The organism is Streptomyces sp. ActVer, from assembly GCF_027270795.1.
Lineage (GTDB): Bacteria > Actinomycetota > Actinomycetes > Streptomycetales > Streptomycetaceae > Streptomyces > Streptomyces umbrinus_A.
This window is the reverse complement of the sequence record NZ_JAPWHT010000226.1, coordinates 1-16,408: the sequence shown is the minus strand read 5'-3', so window position 1 is coordinate 16,408 and position 16,408 is coordinate 1. Positions and strand designations below refer to the sequence as shown.

At 69.9% G+C, this 16,408-nt stretch carries 14 protein-coding genes; 6 read left to right on the top strand and 8 right to left on the bottom strand.

The annotated features are described in order from the left end of the window. Nucleotides 1–117: 117 nt before the first annotated feature. A complete protein-coding gene (locus O3Q52_RS30870) occupies nucleotides 118–333 on the bottom strand; it encodes a DUF6243 family protein (RefSeq protein ID WP_269651983.1) in 216 nt (71 codons plus the stop codon). 343 nt (nucleotides 334–676) lie between these two features. Continuing rightward, nucleotides 677–2,038 (bottom strand): type I glutamate--ammonia ligase, encoded by a 1,362-nt coding sequence (gene glnA / locus O3Q52_RS30865; protein WP_269651984.1) that lies wholly within the window; start codon nucleotides 2,036–2,038, stop codon nucleotides 677–679. A gap of 393 nt (nucleotides 2,039–2,431) precedes the next feature. On the opposite strand from glnA, the gene O3Q52_RS30860 reads away from it, so the two are divergent. From O3Q52_RS30860 to O3Q52_RS30850, 3 genes are all read left to right on the top strand, one after another. Further along, nucleotides 2,432–3,100 (top strand): DUF3105 domain-containing protein, encoded by a 669-nt coding sequence (locus O3Q52_RS30860; RefSeq protein WP_269651982.1) that lies wholly within the window; start codon nucleotides 2,432–2,434, stop codon nucleotides 3,098–3,100. A 5-nt stretch (nucleotides 3,101–3,105) separates the two neighbouring features. Next, nucleotides 3,106–3,729 (top strand): DUF305 domain-containing protein, encoded by a 624-nt coding sequence (locus O3Q52_RS30855; protein WP_269651981.1) that lies wholly within the window; start codon nucleotides 3,106–3,108, stop codon nucleotides 3,727–3,729. 270 nt (nucleotides 3,730–3,999) lie between these two features. After that, complete coding sequence (locus O3Q52_RS30850; RefSeq protein WP_269651980.1) at nucleotides 4,000–5,940, top strand: protease pro-enzyme activation domain-containing protein; 1,941 nt, start codon at nucleotides 4,000–4,002, stop codon at nucleotides 5,938–5,940. 61 nt (nucleotides 5,941–6,001) lie between these two features. Here the strand turns inward: O3Q52_RS30850 and O3Q52_RS30845 are convergent, their stop codons facing one another. The 6 genes from O3Q52_RS30845 to O3Q52_RS30820 all read right to left on the bottom strand — a co-directional run bounded on the left by O3Q52_RS30845 (nucleotide 6,002) and on the right by O3Q52_RS30820 (nucleotide 13,044). Further along, on the bottom strand, nucleotides 6,002–6,826 hold the full coding sequence (locus O3Q52_RS30845; protein ID WP_269651979.1) for an alpha/beta fold hydrolase: 825 nt from the start codon (nucleotides 6,824–6,826) through the stop codon (nucleotides 6,002–6,004). Next, entirely contained in the window at nucleotides 6,823–7,575 is a 753-nt protein-coding gene (locus O3Q52_RS30840; RefSeq protein WP_269651978.1) for a DUF998 domain-containing protein, read from the bottom strand. Before O3Q52_RS30840 ends, O3Q52_RS30845 begins: the two co-directional genes overlap by 4 nt. Nucleotides 7,576–8,127: 552 nt before the next feature. Continuing rightward, entirely contained in the window at nucleotides 8,128–9,345 is a 1,218-nt protein-coding gene (locus O3Q52_RS30835) for an MFS transporter (protein WP_269651977.1), read from the bottom strand. A gap of 86 nt (nucleotides 9,346–9,431) precedes the next feature. Further along, nucleotides 9,432–10,469: an endonuclease/exonuclease/phosphatase family protein gene (locus tag O3Q52_RS30830; RefSeq protein ID WP_269651976.1), complete on the bottom strand. Its 1,038-nt coding sequence runs from the start codon at nucleotides 10,467–10,469 to the stop codon at nucleotides 9,432–9,434. 208 nt (nucleotides 10,470–10,677) lie between these two features. Beyond that, nucleotides 10,678–11,307 (bottom strand): TetR/AcrR family transcriptional regulator, encoded by a 630-nt coding sequence (locus O3Q52_RS30825; RefSeq protein WP_269651975.1) that lies wholly within the window; start codon nucleotides 11,305–11,307, stop codon nucleotides 10,678–10,680. A gap of 162 nt (nucleotides 11,308–11,469) precedes the next feature. Next, on the bottom strand, nucleotides 11,470–13,044 hold the full coding sequence (locus O3Q52_RS30820) for an MFS transporter (RefSeq protein ID WP_269651974.1): 1,575 nt from the start codon (nucleotides 13,042–13,044) through the stop codon (nucleotides 11,470–11,472). A 205-nt stretch (nucleotides 13,045–13,249) separates the two neighbouring features. Here O3Q52_RS30820 and panB point away from each other — a divergent pair, with 205 nt between their 5' ends. The 3 genes from panB (at nucleotide 13,250) to O3Q52_RS30805 (ending at nucleotide 16,245) form a co-directional block, all read left to right on the top strand. Continuing rightward, a complete protein-coding gene (gene panB / locus O3Q52_RS30815; RefSeq protein WP_269651973.1) occupies nucleotides 13,250–14,116 on the top strand; it encodes a 3-methyl-2-oxobutanoate hydroxymethyltransferase in 867 nt (288 codons plus the stop codon). 273 nt (nucleotides 14,117–14,389) lie between these two features. Then, nucleotides 14,390–15,415, top strand: a complete 1,026-nt coding sequence (locus tag O3Q52_RS30810; RefSeq protein WP_269651972.1) for an ATP-binding cassette domain-containing protein — start codon at nucleotides 14,390–14,392, stop codon at nucleotides 15,413–15,415. Next, the gene (locus tag O3Q52_RS30805; protein WP_266740474.1) at nucleotides 15,412–16,245 is read left to right on the top strand and encodes an ABC transporter permease; all 834 of its coding nucleotides are present in this window, start codon (nucleotides 15,412–15,414) and stop codon (nucleotides 16,243–16,245) included. The genes O3Q52_RS30810 and O3Q52_RS30805 overlap by 4 nt, the downstream gene beginning before the upstream one ends. Nucleotides 16,246–16,408 lie beyond the last annotated feature (163 nt).

The following is a 16,408-nucleotide window of genomic DNA, read 5'->3' as shown; positions in this document are numbered from 1 at the left end:
GCTGGACCGCCCGCGCCCGGTACGGCAGGAGAGCCTCGGTACGGCAGCAGGGCCCCGGACCGCGCGTCGCGGTCCGGGGCCCTGCCCCGTGCGGTGCCGCCCCTGCGGCGGCGTGCGTCAGCTCTGTGTGGTGTCGTCGCCCGTCTGCCCGGCGCCCTCGGCTGCGGCCGCCTTCTCGCGCATCTTGCGCACCAGCTCCGCCTTCTGCTCGGCTGCGCCCTGGCGGTCGAGGTTGCGGTACGGGCCGTTGTTCTGCCGTTCGGCGCGGGACAGCTTCTTGCGCTGGCCGCCGCCCATGCCCACGGGATTGTTGATGTTCTTGCTCACGGTCACGGGTTCTCCCGGTAATGATGCGAAGTGATCTACGGATTCGTCGGTGGGGGACGGGCGGCGACGTCGAAGGACGTCAGCAGGGGCCCGTCACGCTCTCACTCGTAAATCGGCGTCTGGAAGAACATGGCAAAGACGTTACCCGGTCCCGTCGGCCCCGCGCACCAACCTTTTCGCCGCCCCGGCATCGCCCCCGCATCGGCCGGGCCTCCGGCGAGCGCCTGGGGCCAGCCGTTTCCTTCCGGGAATGGAAGCGGCCCAGGGGTAGTGAAACACCTTGGGGCCGACGGTCCACGACCGTCGGCCCCAAGGTGTCGAATCAGCTGGACACCCCGCTGACCTGCCCCTACAGCACCGGCAGGTTCTTCCGCAGTTCGAACGCCGTCACCTCGGAGCGGTACTCCTCCCACTCCTGGCGCTTGTTGCGGAGGAAGAAGTCGAAGACGTGTTCGCCGAGGGTTTCGGCGACGAGGTCGCTGCGCTCCATGAGGGTCAGGGCCTCGCCGAGGTTCTGGGGAAGGGGCTCGATGCCCATCGCGCGGCGTTCGGCGTCGGAGAGGGCCCAGACGTCGCCCTCGGCGCCCGGCGGGAGCCCGTAGCCCTCCTCGATGCCCTTGAGGCCGGCGGCGAGGAGCATCGCGTACGCCAGGTACGGGTTCGCGCCCGAGTCGAGGGAGCGGACCTCCACCCGTGCCGAGCCCGTCTTGCCGGGCTTGTACATCGGGACGCGGACCAGGGCCGAGCGGTTGTTGTGGCCCCAGCAGATGTACGAGGGGGCCTCGCCGCCGGCGCCCGCCGTGCGCTCGGAGCCGCCCCAGATGCGCTTGTAGGAGTTGACCCACTGGTTCGTCACCGCCGCGATCTCCGCCGCGTGCTTCAGCAGGCCCGCGATGAAGGAGCGGCCGACCTTGGAGAGCTGGTACTCGGAGCCCGACTCGTAGAAGGCGTTGCGGTCGCCCTCGAAGAGGGAGAGGTGCGTGTGCATGCCGCTGCCCGGGTGCTCCGAGAACGGCTTCGGCATGAACGTCGCGTTCACGCCCTGCTCCAGCGCCACCTGCTTCATGACCAGGCGGAACGTCATGATGTTGTCCGCCGTCGAGAGCGCGTCCGCGTAGCGGAGGTCGATCTCCTGCTGGCCGGGGGCGCCCTCGTGGTGCGAGAACTCGACCGAGATGCCCATCGACTCCAGCATGGTGATCGCCTGGCGGCGGAAGTCCATGCCGACGTTCTGCGGGGTGTGGTCGAAGTAGCCGGAGTTGTCGGCGGGCGTCGGGCGCGAGCCGTCGACCGGCTTGTCCTTCAGCAGGAAGAACTCGATCTCGGGGTGGGTGTAGAAGGTGAAGCCCAGGTCGGAGGCCTTGGCCAGGGCTCTCTTCAGCACATACCTCGGGTCCGCGAAGGACGGCGAGCCGTCCGGCATGAGGATGTCGCAGAACATCCGGGCCGTACCGGGAGCCTCCGCACGCCACGGCAGGACCTGGAAGGTCGAGGGGTCCGGCTTGGCGATCATGTCGGACTCGTAGACGCGGGCGAAGCCCTCGATGGCCGACCCGTCGAAGCCGATGCCCTCGTCGAAGGCCTGCTCCAGCTCGGCCGGGGCCACGGCCACCGACTTGAGGAAGCCCAGCACGTCCGTGAACCACAGGCGTACGAAACGGATGTCGCGCTCTTCCAAAGTACGGAGCACGAACTCCTGCTGCTTGTCCATCTTCCGCTTCCACCCAATCTTGCTGGTCAGGCCGCCTGCTCCCGTCCCAGGGAGGCGGTCGGGCACCTGCGCATCACACCACAACAGCATTTCATGCGCGTTGCGGACCCAGATCGCCCGGCCGACCTCCGCCTGAACGCCTGACATACGGCAGGTGTACTGCTCTGACGCCCATCTTGCCTGTTGCGTGCCACACATGTAATGGCCGGCCACCGCCGCCTCCGGGGCAGGGGACGAAACCCTCATTTGGCCATTCCTCCGGCCTCCCCGCGTACATCCACTTCTCCCCCACTACGATCAGCTGACCACACGCCCGCCCGTCACCCACCACCACTCTGAACGAGCGCTTCACGCACACCCCATATCCAACCTTTCCCCCAGAAGGACCACCCCATGGGTTCCGCCAAGAAGACAGAGTCCAAGTCGCGCAAGGCGCGCATAGAGGAGATGCGGCGTGCCGAGCAGGCACGTGAGCGCCGCAGCCGGATCCTCACGATCACCGCAAGTGTGATCGTCGTCGCCGGTCTCGTGGCCGGCGGTGCGTTCCTGATCAACTCGCAGTCCGACGACAAGGACAGCGCGTCGGGCGACTCGAAGTCGACGTCGGGGAAGTTCGTCACGGGCAAGGACGGGGTGAAGACGTGGAGCACCAAGCTCACGCAGAACCACGTCACCAAGGACGTGAAGTACCCGATGGAGCCCCCGGTCGGCGGTGACCACAACCAGGTGTGGATGAACTGCAACGGCGACGTCTACACCAAGGCGATCAAGAACGTGAACGTCGTGCACTCGCTTGAGCACGGCGCGGTCTGGGTGACGTACAACAGCAAGGCGTCGGACGCGGACGTGAAGACGCTCTCGGAGAAGGTCAAGAAGACCCCCTACACGCTGATGAGCCCGGTCGAGGACCAGAAGGACCCGATCATGCTCTCCGCGTGGGGCCAGCAGCGTAAGGTGACGAGTGGGAGCGACCCGAACGTCGCCACGTTCTTCGAGGCGTACGTCCAGGGCAAGCAGACGCCCGAGCCGGGCGCCACGTGCACCAACGGGCTGTCGCAGTGAGGAAGATGAAGTTCGCCGGCTGGATCTCCGGAGTCACCGTGGCCGTGGTCGTGGCGGCCGGGGCGATCACGTACGCGGTCGCCGACGGCGACGACTCCGGCATGAAGGCCCCGGCGGCGGACTCCGCGGACGCCGGCTTCGCGCGGGACATGGCGGTGCACCACCAGCAGGCCGTCGAGATGTCGTACATCGTGCGCGACCGCACCAAGAACGAAGAGGTACGCCGTCTCGCGTACGACATCGCGCAGACGCAGGCCAACCAGCGCGGCATGATGCTCGGCTGGCTGGACCTGTGGGAGCTGCCCAAGGTGTCGGCCGGGGAGCCGATGGCGTGGATGGACATGAGTGGCATGCCGTCCGCCGGAGACGGCTCGCTGATGCCCGGCATGGCGACGACGGCCCAGATGGAGTCGCTGGGCAAGCTGAACGGCGAGGCCGCCGAGATCCGCTATCTGCAGCTCATGTACACCCACCACATGGGCGGGGTGCACATGGCCAAGGGCTGTGTGGAGCGGTGCAAGGTCGGTGTCGAGCGACGGCTCGCGCAGGGGATGGTCCAGGCGCAGGAGTCGGAGATGCAACTCATCATCGACCTGCTGAAGAAGCGCGGCGCGAAGCCGGAAGCCTGAGCCCAAGGCTGCAGGCCTGAGCCCAAGGCCGTAGGACTGCTTCCGAAGCCGCAGGCCTGCGCCCGGCGCTGAGCCGAGCCCGGCGGGGAGCCTCCCGGCCGGGAGGCCGCTGGGGCGCGACCCGGTTCATGTCGGGCATCGCGCCCCAAATCCCTTGCACATGCGGTTCCTTGGGCGCTTCTTGGCCCAGCCATGCCCCCGCCATTCCCCTGGCATGAATGGTTCATCGCAAGAGTGACCCCCATCCAGAGATCCATTAGGGGGTTCTCCATGAGATCCAACCGAGCCGCGGTGCGTGCCGGAGTGAGCATGGCGGCGACACTGCCTCTGCTCGCCGGCGCGCTGGCACTCGGCATACCCGCGGCCCATGCGTCGACCGACCCGGACGGCCGTGACACGCTCCAGGGCACCAAACCGCTGTGGGCCACCGCCCAGGCGGACAAGGGAGCCACCGCGGACGCCTCCCGGGTCTCGGCCCGGGTCTACCTCGCCGGCCGGGACGCGGCGGGCCTGAGCGCCTACGCCAAGGCGGTCTCCGACCCGTCGTCGCCCTCGTACGGGAAGTACCTGAGCGCGGGGCAGGCCGAGGCCCGCTTCGGCGCGACCAAGGCCCAAGTGGCCCAGGTGACCGCGTGGTTGAAGTCGGCGGGCCTGACCGTCACCGGCACCACACGGCACTACCTCTCGGTGACGGGTGAAGTGGCCGACGCGGAGAAGGCGTTCGGCACCCAGCTGCACAACTACGCCAAGGGCAAGAAGACCTACCGGGCGCCCTCGAAGACCGCCTCGGCGCCCGCGGGCCTGAACGGCGCCGTCCTGACCGTCACCGGCCTGGACAACGCCCCGCACAAGGCGAACCACTCCGACACGCTGCCGCCGCCGGACGCCGTGTTCCACAACGCCGGGCCGTTCTCCTCGTACTACGGCTCGAAGACCGCCACGACGCTCCCGAAGGCGTACGGCACGAAGATCCCGTACGCCGTCAAGGGTTACACCGGCAAGCAGCTGCGGGCCGCGTACGGGGCCGGCCGGGCGACCGGCAAGGGCGTGACCGTGGCGATCACGGACGCGTACGCCTCGCCGACCATCGCGGCGGACGCGGTCACGTACGCGGCGAAGCACGGTGACGCGGCCTACGGCGGCGGGCAGTTGAGCCAGGTGCTGCCGACGCAGTACACGCGGACCGAGGAGTGCGGGGCGGCGGGCTGGTACGGCGAGGAGACCCTCGACGTCGAGGCCGTGCACGCCGTCGCGCCCGCCTCGGACATCGTCTACGTGGGCGCCGAGTCCTGCTACGACGACGATCTGCTCGACTCGCTCGGCAAGATCGTCGACGGGCATCTGGCCGACATCGTCTCCAACTCGTGGGGCGACATCGAGGCCAACCAGACGCCGGACCTCGCCGCCGCCTACGACCAGGTCTTCCAGCTCGGCGCGATCGAGGGCATCGGCTTCTACTTCTCGTCGGGCGACAACGGCGACGAGGTCGCGAACACCGGTACGAAGCAGGTCGACACCCCGGCCAACTCGGCGTGGGTGACGGCGGTCGGCGGCACCTCGCTGGCCGTCGGCAAGGGCGACACGTACAAGTGGGAAACCGGCTGGGGCACGCTCAAGGCCACGCTGTCGGACGACGGCAAGAGCTGGACCGACTTCCCCGGCGCATACACCTCCGGCGCGGGCGGCGGCACCAGCGCGACGGTGAAGCAGCCGTTCTACCAGCGGAGTGTCGTGCCGTCCGCGCTCGCGAAGGCGAACGGCAAGCAGGCCATGCGGACGGTGCCGGACATCTCCGCGATCGCCGACCCCAACACCGGGTTCCTGGTCGGGCAGACGCAGACCTTCCCGGACGGGACCCAGAAGTACGACGAGTACCGCATCGGTGGCACCTCGCTCGCCTCGCCCGTCATCGCGGGCATCCAGGCGCTCGCCCAGCAGCAGCGCGGCGGCCACCCGATCGGCTTCGCCAACCCGGCGATCTACGACCGGTACGGCTCGAAGCTCTACCACGACGTCACGGACCGCCCGACGGGCCGCGACCTCGCGGTGGCGCGCGTCGACTTCGTCAACGCGTTCGACGCGTCGGAGGGTCTGCTGACCTCCGTCCGCAGCCTCGGCAAGGACAGCTCGCTGAAGGCCGTGCGGGGGTACGACGATGTCACCGGAGTGGGTTCGCCCGCGCCGGGCTATGTGACTTCGTACCGTCGCTGAGGCTTGTTCCGTGTGGTGCGCGCGCCCGTCTCTCGTCCTTGTCGGCGAGGGGCGGGCGCGCTCATGTCTCCAGGATCGCGTCCGCGACGTCCCGGGGGCGGTCGAGCATGACCAGATGACCCGCGGGCTCGGACACCCGGAAGGTGCCGCCGAGTCGTTCGGCGAGCGCGCCCTGCCGGTCCAGCCAATGACGTGAGCCACCCTCGTACGCGGCGAGCACGGTGACGGGCGCGTCGAGCGGAGACCGGCCTCTCAGGGAGGCCAGTTCGACCGCCTGGTCCCGGTAGCGGCCGTTCTCGGCGAGGACCGCGTGCAGGAAACGGCTGGTGGAGCAGGCGCGGCGGACGAGGTCGTACGGGGCCGGGTCGCCGCCGGTGTGCCGCCCGGCCCGGACCGCGGTATGCCGCAGGAAGGGGCCCAGGGCGCGCGGGACGCCCGCGGTGGACAGCAACGTGCCGCACGCGCGCGTGCACGCGTCCGCGAGCTCGGGGGCCCTCCTGGGCCGGGGCGTCTCCTCGACGCTGGCGTCGACCAGCACGAGCCCTGCCGTCCGCTCCGGGAACAGCCGGGCGAACGCCTCGCAGTGGAACCCCGCGAGCGAGTGCCCCACCACGGTCACGGGCGTCTCCGCTCCGACCCCGGCGGCGTCGAGCACGCGCGCGATGCGCTCCGCCTCACCGCTGAGCGTGGGCCACGCGCGCGCGTGCCCGCTGAGCCCGAGCCCCGGCCGGTCGAAGCGGACGATTGTGCGGTGCGGGGCGAGAAGCGGGATTACGGGGTCCCAGTCGAACCAGGCCATCCCCAGTCCGGCGCTGAGGATGCAGACGGGGCCGGTGCCGTCGACGCGGATGTGGTGGGGAACTCCGGAGATGCGGGCGAAGGTCATGGCTGGTCTCCGGAGGCGGACGGTGTGCGTTGCCTGTCGTCCGCGTTGGCGTTCGGGATACGGGTCCGAAGTGGTGCGCCGGGTGGCGTGGGGCGTACCAGTGAGACGGCCAGGACCGTCAGCCAGACCGCGATGACGCCCACCTGAAGGCGCTGGGCCACGCCCAGGCCCCAGCCGTCGTGGCCCGTCTCCAGCGCGGCGATCGCGGTCAGCGTCCAGGCGGTGGCTGCCAGTTCGAGCGTCACCAGGGCGGGGCCGGAGCGGGCCAGGGGCGCCCGGGGCGCGTACCTGCGGGCGGCAAGGGTGAGGGCCGGCATGGCGACGAGGATGCCGCACAGGGCGACCGTGCTGCTCACGGAGTGCGCGGAATGGGCCACCGGCAGCAGGCCCGCGCGCTCCTGGGCGGCGCAGGTCGGGTCCGCGGTGGGGGCGCAGCTGAGTGGCAGGCGGGAGTCCACTGCTGTGGCTGTGCCGAAGAGGACGAGGCCTGCCCAGCCTGCCTTTGTCCACCTGCCTGGGGAGGGCGGGCGGAGCGATGCCAGCAGGCCTGCGGCGAATACCAGGACGCCAGCGAGCAGGTCCGTCGTGCGGAACAGGGTGCCGTACGGCTGGTTCCTGGCGGCCAGTTCGCTCACGTAGGTGTGGGTGGGGGTGAGGTCTGTCGGCAGGACGGCTTCGAGGGCCCAGGCGGTGTAGGTGAGCGCGCCGAGGGCCAGGAGGGCGGCTGTGGTCGGGCGGGGCTTGATCATTGGTGCCCATGATCGAGGCGGGGGGCTTGTTCCGCATGTTCGTCGCCTGCGGGCGAGTGGGGGCCGGTCGCGCAGTTCCCCGCGCCCCTGAGGTCCGGGGCTGAGCGCGCAGTTCCCCGCGCCCCTAAAAGCAGGGGCTACCGCCCCCAAGGACAAGAGCCAGGGGCGCGGCCCCGCTCGGGTCTTCAGGGGCGCGAGGTCACGAAGACCCTGCTGAGGGCCGACGCGGCGGAGTACAAGCGGCGGCAGTACCCGCCGGGGACCAAGATCTCCGCGATGGGGTTCGGCAAGGACCGCCGCCTGCCGGTCACCAACAGGCCGGTCACCAACAGGTGGCGCGAGAACGTCTGGGCGGGACGGGCACCGGACCGGCACCCGTCCCCGAGACGTGAGGGGACGTGCCGGGACGTGCGAGCGCCGCGCTTCCCGGCCCACCCGACTTCCCACAGAGCAAGCTCGGATGCCCCGGCGCGTCCCCGCCCCACCACGAACCCAAGGGGCGCGGGGAACTGCGCGACCAGCCCCCGCCACCCCGCAGACAACCGCCGGAGGTCACCGACGGGCAGCAGTCTCCACCTGCCGCGGAACACCCCCGGCAACAACGCGTCCGGCACGGACCGTCACCCGCCGGCGATCCACCACGTACGCGAGTGTTGCTACGCCCAGACCCAGCACCGCCAGAGCAGCGCCCGCCAGGGCGGGCGACGTCGTACCGAAGCCCGCCGCCAGCGTGAGCCCACCGATCCACGCACCACCGGCGTTGGCAAGGTTGAACGCGGCCTGGTTGGCGGACGAGGCCAGGGACGGGGCCGAGGACGCCTTCTCCATGACCATCAGCAGAAGCGGGGAGCTGGTGACGAACGCCGCCGTGCCGAGGAGGACCACGGCCAGGGGCGCGCTCCACGCCGTGGCCATGAGGACCGGGAAGAGGAGCAGGACCGCCACGAGGGCGACCAGGCCGCCGAACAACGTGCCCCGCATCGACCGGTCGGCCAGCCGGCCACCGAGCAGGTTGCCGATCGTCGCGCCCACACCGAACAGCGCGAGCAGCAGGGTCACGCTGGAGTCGGCGTATCCGGCGGAGTCGGTGAGCATCGGCGTGATGTAGCTGTACGCCGAGAAGAGGGCGCCGAAGCCGGCAACGGTGGTGCCGAGGGCCAGCCAGACGGGGAGGGACTTGAGCGCGGCCAGTTCGCTTCGGAGTCCGGCGGCGGGGGCATGAGAGCCGTCACGCGGCAGCACCAGCGCCAGCGACGCGATGGCCACCAGCCCGATCACGCCGACGCCCAGGAACGTGGCGCGCCAGCCGAAGTTCTGGCCGACCAGCGTCGCGGCGGGCACCCCCGCGATGTTCGCGACGGTGAGACCGAGAAACATCATCGAGACGGCGCGAGCCTTGCGCTCGGCGGGAACCAGACCGGTGGCGACGACGGCTCCGACGCCGAAGAAGGCGCCGTGCGGCAGACCGCTGAGAAAACGAGCAGCAAGCAGAGAGTGGTGGTCGGGGGCGAAGGCCGAGAGCGTGTTGCCCACGACGAACAGCACCATGAGACCGATCAGAACCTTGCGGCGGGACATCCGGGCGGTCACCGCGGCGAGCAGCGGGGCGCCGACGACGACACCGATCGCGTACGCCGAGACCAGGTGTCCCGCGGTGGGGATCGAGATGTTCAGGTCGTCCGCGACGTCGGGCAGCAGGCCCATCATCACGAACTCGGTGGTGCCGATGCCGAAGGCGCCCACGGCTAGGGCGAGCAGGGCCAGGGGCATGAGGGACCTTCCAAACGAGTGCGGTGTTCCGTACAGCTTATGTTCATCTACGGAACAAAGCGTCTCAGGCCCAGTATTCCCAGGGGTTACGAGCCGGTTGCCGAAAGCTTCACGCGGGCGGCGATCGGAAGGTGGTCGCTGCCCGTCTCCGGGAGCGTCCAGGAGGTGACCGGCTCGACGCCCTTGACCATGATCTGGTCGATCCGGGCCATCGGGAACGACGTCGGCCAGCTGAACCCGAAGCCGCTGCCCGCCGCGCCCTGGGTGGAGCGCATCTGCGAGGTGACGGCGTTCAGCGCGCGGTCGTTCATCGTGCCGTTCAGGTCGCCGAGCAGGGCGACCTGCGGGAGCTTCTCGTCGGCGATGGCCTCACCGAGCGCGTTGGCGCTCTTGTCGCGCTGGCGCGCGGTGAACCCCGCCTCCATCTTCACCCGCACGGAGGGGAGATGGGCCACATAGACCGCCAGCTTCCCCTCCGGCGCGGTGACCGTGGCCCGCATCGCGCGCGTCCAGCCGAGCTTGATGTCGACCGGCCGGGACTCGCTCAGCGGGTACTTGCTCCACAGGCCGACCGTGCCCTGCACGGAGTGGTACTTGTACGTCGAGTCCAGGGCCTGCTCGTACACCGGGACCGCCGAGGCCGTCAGCTCCTCAAGGGCCACCACGTCGGCGCCGGACGCGGCCACGTCGCGGGCCGTGCCGGCCGGGTCCGGGTTGTCGGCGTTGACGTTGTGCGTGGCGACGGTGAGATTTCCGCCACTGCCGGTGCGGTCGACGAGCAGCCCGCCGAAGAGGTTCAGCCAGACGATCGCCGGCAGCAGTACGGCGATCAGCGCGGTCGCGGACCTGCGGACCAGCGCCAGGACGAGCAGCACCGGGATGAGCACCGCCAGCCAGGGCAGGAACGTCTCCGTGAGGCTGCCGAGGCTGCCGATGGTGTTCGGGATCCGCGCGTGCAGCCCCATGACCAGGGAGAGCACGAGGGCGAACGCGGCGAGGACGATGCCCCGGCGCCAGATGCCCCGGTCGTTGCGGAGGGTGGAGAGCAGGCGCCGAAGCCGGGGTTCTCTGCGGTCGGCCCCCTGGTCACCGCTGCCCGTCTCCGTCTTGTACGCCTGCGCCATACCGTCGCCTCACCAAGTGCCGTGCACACCATCCCTGCGTCTAAGACCCTAGGGGATGATCGCGTTTGTTCTCGCCGTGCCATGACGGCCGTATGGGCACGAGGACGAAAGAGTCGACGTGAGGAGTTCCGGTTGCGGGCCCGATGGGGGTGGTCTGTGACGAAACGCGCACATTGCCGCGGGGGTTGGCGGCCCTCTGCCGGTGCTTTCAGGAGGCGGCGGGTCCCAGTCCCGCCAGGACCGTGTCCACGATCCGCCCGGGCAGGCCCTCCTCCAGCCCGGCGTCCGGGCGGATGACGGCACGTACGAGCATGGGTCCCACGAAGAGGTCGTTGGCCAGCTCCACGTCGACGTCCGCGCGGAGTTCGCCGTTGAGCTGGCCGCGGCGCAGCACGTCGAACGTCATCCGGCGGCGCGGTTCGATGACGGCCGAGTGGTAGACCTTCCACAGCTTGGGGCTGCTCTTCATCTGCGCGTGGACGTTGTGCATGATCGCCGAGGAGCGGTTGGCCAGACCGCGCTGCCGCAGCGATTCGAGCAGGATGATCAGGTCCTCGCGCATGGAGACGCCGGGCAGTTCGGGGTCGGGCGGTTCGGCGGTGCGCAGCACGTCGCAGAAGAGTTCCTCGCGACCGCTCCAGCGCCGGTAGATCGTGGCCTTTCCCACACCGGCGATGCGGGCGACCCGCTCGATGGAGATGTCCGCGAGCGGAATGCCCTCCTCCAGCAGCTTCATGACGCCCTCGATGATGGCGCGCTCGACGGCCTCGCTGCGCGGGCGTCCCCTGGCGGGTCCGCCCCCGCCGGCCGCCCCCGCCTCCTGCTCCGCGGCGCCCACGTCCTCGCTCCGCTCTCGAATCCCGCTGTTCCGCCGCCCGTGTTGGCCGGCCGCCCCGTTGATTCTCCCCGGCGCGCGGGGAGTTCCGTCACTCGTCGTCCCGGGTGGCCGGATCCTCGCCGTACGGCTCAAGTGTCCGCACGGCTCAGTTGTCCGTACGGCTCAGTTGTCCGCGCTCACCAGCTCCGCCTCCTTCTCCTCCGGGGCCGGTGTGCGGCCCGGCAGGAACAGGCCGACGACCACGGCGCCGACGAGGGCGACACCCGCGCCGCACAGGGCCGTCACATGCATCGCGTGCAGGAAGGCGTCGTTGGCCGGGCCGACGAGGGCGTCTCCCTTGGGGCCGAGCTTCGCGGCGAAGCCGAGCGTCGCCTCGATGGACTCGCCCGCGCTGTGCCGGGCCGCGGCGGGCAGCTTGTCCTCGATGCCCGAGCGGTACGCGGCGGACAGGACCGAGCCGAGTACGGCGATGCCGAGGGCGCCGCCGACCTGGCGGAACGTGTTGCTGAGCGCGGAGGCGGAGCCCGCCTTCTCGCGGGGCAGGGCCTGCATGATGACGACGCTGGTGGGCGTCATGATGTGCGCCATGCCGGTGCCCATGAGGAAGAAGATGACCTCGAGGATCCAGATCGGCGTGTCCGCCTCAAGACCGGCGAACGCGGCCAGCATGGCGGCGATCAGGAGCATGCCGCCGGTGGTGGTGGCCTTGTTGCCGAAGCGGTCCACGACGAGCCGGGCGCGCGGCGCGAAGACGAGCTGCGCGACGGCCAGCGGCAGCATCAGCAGGCCGGTCTGCAGCGGCGAGTAGCCGCGCACGCTCTGGGTGTAGAAGACGGCGAAGAAGGTGACGCCCATCAGCGCGAAGAACACGAGCGCGATGGCGCTGATCGCCGCCGAGAAGACCTTGTCCTTGAAGTACGTGACGTCGATCGACGGGTGGCTGCTGCGCTTCTCGAACACCACGAAGCCGACGAGTACGGCGAGTCCGGCGCCGATGGTCGCGAGGACCGTGGGGTCCGTGAAGTCGGCGAGCTGGCCGCCCTTGATGATGCCGTAGACGAGCAGGACGAGCCCGATGACGGACAGTACGACGCCCACGGGGTCGATCCGGCCCGGCTTCGGGTCGCGGGAGTCGGGGACGAGCCAGATCATCAGGCCCAGGGCGAGGATCACGATCGGCACGTTGATCAGGAAGACCGAGCCCCACCAGAAGTGGTCGAGGAGTACGCCTCCGGTGATCGGGCCGATGGCGATGGCGAGGCCGACGCCGCCCGCCCAGATGCCGATGGCCTTCGGCTGCTCGTCGCGCTCGAAGACGTTCATGAGGACCGCGAGGGTGGCCGGCATCACAAAGGCGGCGCCGAGGCCCATCACCGCGCGGAACGAGATGAGCTCGACCGGCGTTCCGGAGGAGGCCGCGAGCGCCGAGCCGACGCCGAAGACGAAGAGTCCGCCGAGCAGGACCTTCTTGCGTCCGAGCCGGTCGCCGAGGAGGCCCGCGGAGAAGAGCAGGCCCGCGAAGACGAGGGTGTAGGCGTTGATGGCCCATTCCAGCTCGCTCTGGGTGGCCCCCAGGCCGGTCGGGGCGGGCGTCGAGATGGTCTTGATCGCGACGTTCAGGATCGAGTTGTCCAGGACGACGATCAGCAGGCTCAGCATCAGGACGCCGAGGATCGCCCAGCGGCGCCGGTGCACGGCTTCCGGTATGCGGGTGGCAGGGACGGCGGGAGTTGTCATGCCGAAAAGCCTAGGCGAGATTCGATACGAGACCGTCTCGTATTTGAAACCCTTTACCGAGACCTTACGGGCCCGTGGGGAGCGGGTGCCCCCTCTCGCGGGGAGAGAGTGCCCCCTCTAGCCGTTCCCTGGCACGAGGTGCCACCATGGAGGGGATCCGGAGACGCCGTGAGGGCGCTTCGAGATGACAGAAGGAGCCGTTGCAATGACGCAGCTTTCGGCTGCCCGGGCGACCACCGACAGCAGCAGTAGGGCGCTGTACGGAGGCAAGGGCACACGCCGCATCACCGTCCGCGACATCACCACCGCCAAGGAGCGCGGCGAGAAGTGGCCGATGCTCACCGCGTACGACGCGATGACCGCGTCCGTCTTCGACGAGGCCGGCATCCCGGTCATGCTCGTCGGCGACTCGGCGGGCAACTGCCACCTCGGGTACGAGTCGACCGTGCCCGTCACCCTCGACGAGATGACCATGCTCTCGGCCGCCGTCGTACGGGGCACCTCGCGCGCCCTGATCGTCGGCGACCTGCCCTTCGGGTCCTACCAGGAGGGGCCGGTGCAGGCGCTGCGCTCGGCGACCCGGCTGGTGAAGGAGGCCGGGGTCGGAGCGGTGAAGCTGGAGGGCGGCGAGCGGTCGCACCGGCAGATCGAGCTGCTCGTGGAGTCCGGTATCCCGGTGATGGCGCACATCGGGCTCACCCCCCAGTCCGTGAACTCGATGGGGTACCGCGTCCAGGGGCGCGGCGAGGAGGCCGCCCAGCAGCTTCTGCGGGACGCCAAGGCCGTCCAGGACGCGGGCGCGTTCGCGGTGGTCCTGGAGCTGGTTCCTGCGGAGCTGGCCGCCGAGGTGACCCGGGTGCTGCACATTCCCACCGTGGGGATCGGGGCGGGGCCCGACACCGATGCGCAGGTGCTGGTCTGGACGGACATGCTCGGGCTCACCGGGGGCAAGATGCCTCGGTTCGTGAAGCAGTACGCCAATCTGCGTGAGGTCATGGGCGATGCCGCTAAGGCGTTCGCCGATGATGTCGTCGGCGGAACGTTCCCTCTGGAGGAGCACTCCGTCCACTAGTCCACTGTGGCACCAGGCAGCCCGCCGATCTTCCCCCGTCGGCGGGCTGCCCTTTTGCTCCGCAGGGGGCACGGGATTCGACTGCGGGTCCGTCTCGGCTTGTCGCGCAGTTCCCCGCGCCCCTAAAAAGCGGGGCTGCGCACCGGGCTTTTGTCTTTTGAGGGGCGCGGGGAACTGCGCGATCAGCCACAACGGCGCCGCACCCGACACCCGAACAATCGGCTGTCGGTGGGATGTCGGTGGTTTGTCGGTGGGGGCTGGCACCTTGGCGGCATGACGCGAATCGACAAGAACCCCAGCGGCGGAAACACCGCCGTCTCCGTACGGGGGCTGGTCAAGCACTACGGCGAGACCAAGGCACTGGACGGCGTGGACCTGGACGTCCGCGAGGGCACCGTGATGGGTGTGCTCGGACCGAACGGCGCCGGCAAGACCACCCTCGTACGCATCCTGTCCACCCTCCTCTCCCCCGACTCCGGGCAGGCGAACGTCGCCGGCTACGACGTCATACGGCAGCCGCGGCAGCTGCGCCGTGTGATCGGTCTCACCGGTCAGTACGCCTCCGTGGACGAGAAGCTCCCGGGCTGGGAGAACCTCTACATGATCGGCCGGCTCCTCGACCTGCCGCGCAAGGACGCCCGCGCCCGCGCCGACGAACTGCTGGAGCGCTTCTCGCTCACCGACGCCGCCAAGCGGCCGGCGAGCACGTACTCCGGAGGTATGCGGCGGCGCCTCGACCTGGCCGCGTCGATGATCGGGCAGCCCTCCGTCCTGTTCCTCGACGAGCCCACCACCGGTCTCGACCCGCGCACCCGCAACGAGGTGTGGACCGAGATCAAGCGGATGGTCGGCGACGGTGTCACCGTGCTGCTCACCACCCAGTACATGGAGGAGGCCGAGCAGCTCGCCTCCGAGCTGACCGTCGTGGACCACGGCAAGGTCATCGCGAACGGCGCCATCGAGGAGCTGAAGGCGAAGGTCGGCGGCCGTACCCTGCGGGTCCGCCCGGTCGATCCGCTGCAACTGCGGCCCCTGGCCGCCGCGCTCGACGAGCTGGGCCTCACCGGCCTCGCCGCCAGCACCGTGGACACCGAACGCGGTGCCGTCGTGGTCCCGATCCTCAGCGACGAGCAGCTGACCGCCGTGGTCGGCGCGGTCATCGCGCGCGGCATCACGCTCTCCTCCGTCACCACCGAACTGCCCAGCCTGGACGAGGTGTTCCTGTCCCTCACCGGTCACCGCGCCAGCGCCCCGCAGGACGCGACGCCCGCCCCCGACCTCGAGGAGGTCGCCGTATGAGCGCCACCACGCTTTCCCCCGCCGACGTCAAGGCCGACATCAAGGACGACGGCCGGATCCCGCTGCGCGGCCATCTGCGCCACACCGGCGCCCTCGTCCGCCGCAACCTGCTGTGGATCCGGCAGGACCCCGAGTCGATGTTCGACGCGCTGCTGATGCCGGTCGTCTTCACCCTGCTGTTCGTGTACGTCTTCGGCGGCTCGATCGGACAGGCCCTGGGCGGCGGCCAGGACGGGTACGTGCAGTACGTGATCCCCGGCATGATCGCGATGATGAGCATGACGCTGTCCCAGGGCGTCGGCACCGGCTTCAGCCAGGACTTCAACTCCGGTGTCATGGACCGCTTCCGGTCCCTGCCGATCGGGCGCGGCTCGGTGCTGTTCGCGAAGGTCTCGGTGGAACTGGTCCGCATGCTGTTCGCGACGACCGTGCTGATGATCGTCGCCGTCCTGGTCGGGTTCGACATCAACAGCTGGCCCGGTCTGTTCGCGGCCGTGGGCCTGGCCGCGGTGTTCGCCTCGTCGATCATGTGGGTGTTCCTCACCCTGGGCGTGATCCTGAAGAACGCACAGTCCGTGCAGGCGATGGGATTCCTCGTGCTGTTCCCGCTGCAGTTCGGCTCGTCCATCTTCGCCCCGACGGCATCGATGCCCGGCTGGCTGCAGGCGTTCACCGACTACAACCCGCTGTCCACGCTCGCCGACGCGGCCCGCGGACTGATGGTGGGCGGCCCGGTCGCGCACGACCTGTGGGTGACCCTGGGCTGGTCGGTGGCGATCACCGCCGTGATGGCGCCGGTCGCGATCCACAAGTTCCGTACCAAGAGCTGACGTTCACGCTCGCCCGGACCACGGCACGTCCACGATCCGCGTCGTCAGACCAGGGCGGCGGCCTCCGTAGGGGAGAGGCCGCCGCCCTCCGCGTACGCGGCCTCGTACGCCTCGTCGCCGAGACGGCCGCGCGCGCCGTCCTCGGCGACGAGGCGTACGAGGC

Bases quoted from the DNA above. Each gene is read 5' to 3' on its own strand.
- glnA (WP_269651984.1), bottom strand. From the start codon at position 2,038: ATGGACAAGCAGCAGGAGTTCGTGCTCCGTACTTTGGAAGAGCGCGAC.
- O3Q52_RS30860 (WP_269651982.1), top strand. From the start codon at position 2,432: ATGGGTTCCGCCAAGAAGACAGAGTCCAAGTCGCGCAAGGCGCGCATA.
- O3Q52_RS30855 (WP_269651981.1), top strand. From the start codon at position 3,106: ATGAAGTTCGCCGGCTGGATCTCCGGAGTCACCGTGGCCGTGGTCGTG.
- O3Q52_RS30850 (WP_269651980.1), top strand. From the start codon at position 4,000: ATGAGATCCAACCGAGCCGCGGTGCGTGCCGGAGTGAGCATGGCGGCG.
- O3Q52_RS30845 (WP_269651979.1), bottom strand. From the start codon at position 6,826: ATGACCTTCGCCCGCATCTCCGGAGTTCCCCACCACATCCGCGTCGAC.
- O3Q52_RS30840 (WP_269651978.1), bottom strand. From the start codon at position 7,575: ATGATCAAGCCCCGCCCGACCACAGCCGCCCTCCTGGCCCTCGGCGCG.
- O3Q52_RS30835 (WP_269651977.1), bottom strand. From the start codon at position 9,345: ATGCCCCTGGCCCTGCTCGCCCTAGCCGTGGGCGCCTTCGGCATCGGC.
- O3Q52_RS30830 (WP_269651976.1), bottom strand. From the start codon at position 10,469: ATGGCGCAGGCGTACAAGACGGAGACGGGCAGCGGTGACCAGGGGGCC.
- O3Q52_RS30820 (WP_269651974.1), bottom strand. From the start codon at position 13,044: ATGACAACTCCCGCCGTCCCTGCCACCCGCATACCGGAAGCCGTGCAC.
- panB (WP_269651973.1), top strand. From the start codon at position 13,250: ATGACGCAGCTTTCGGCTGCCCGGGCGACCACCGACAGCAGCAGTAGG.
- O3Q52_RS30810 (WP_269651972.1), top strand. From the start codon at position 14,390: ATGACGCGAATCGACAAGAACCCCAGCGGCGGAAACACCGCCGTCTCC.
- O3Q52_RS30805 (WP_266740474.1), top strand. From the start codon at position 15,412: ATGAGCGCCACCACGCTTTCCCCCGCCGACGTCAAGGCCGACATCAAG.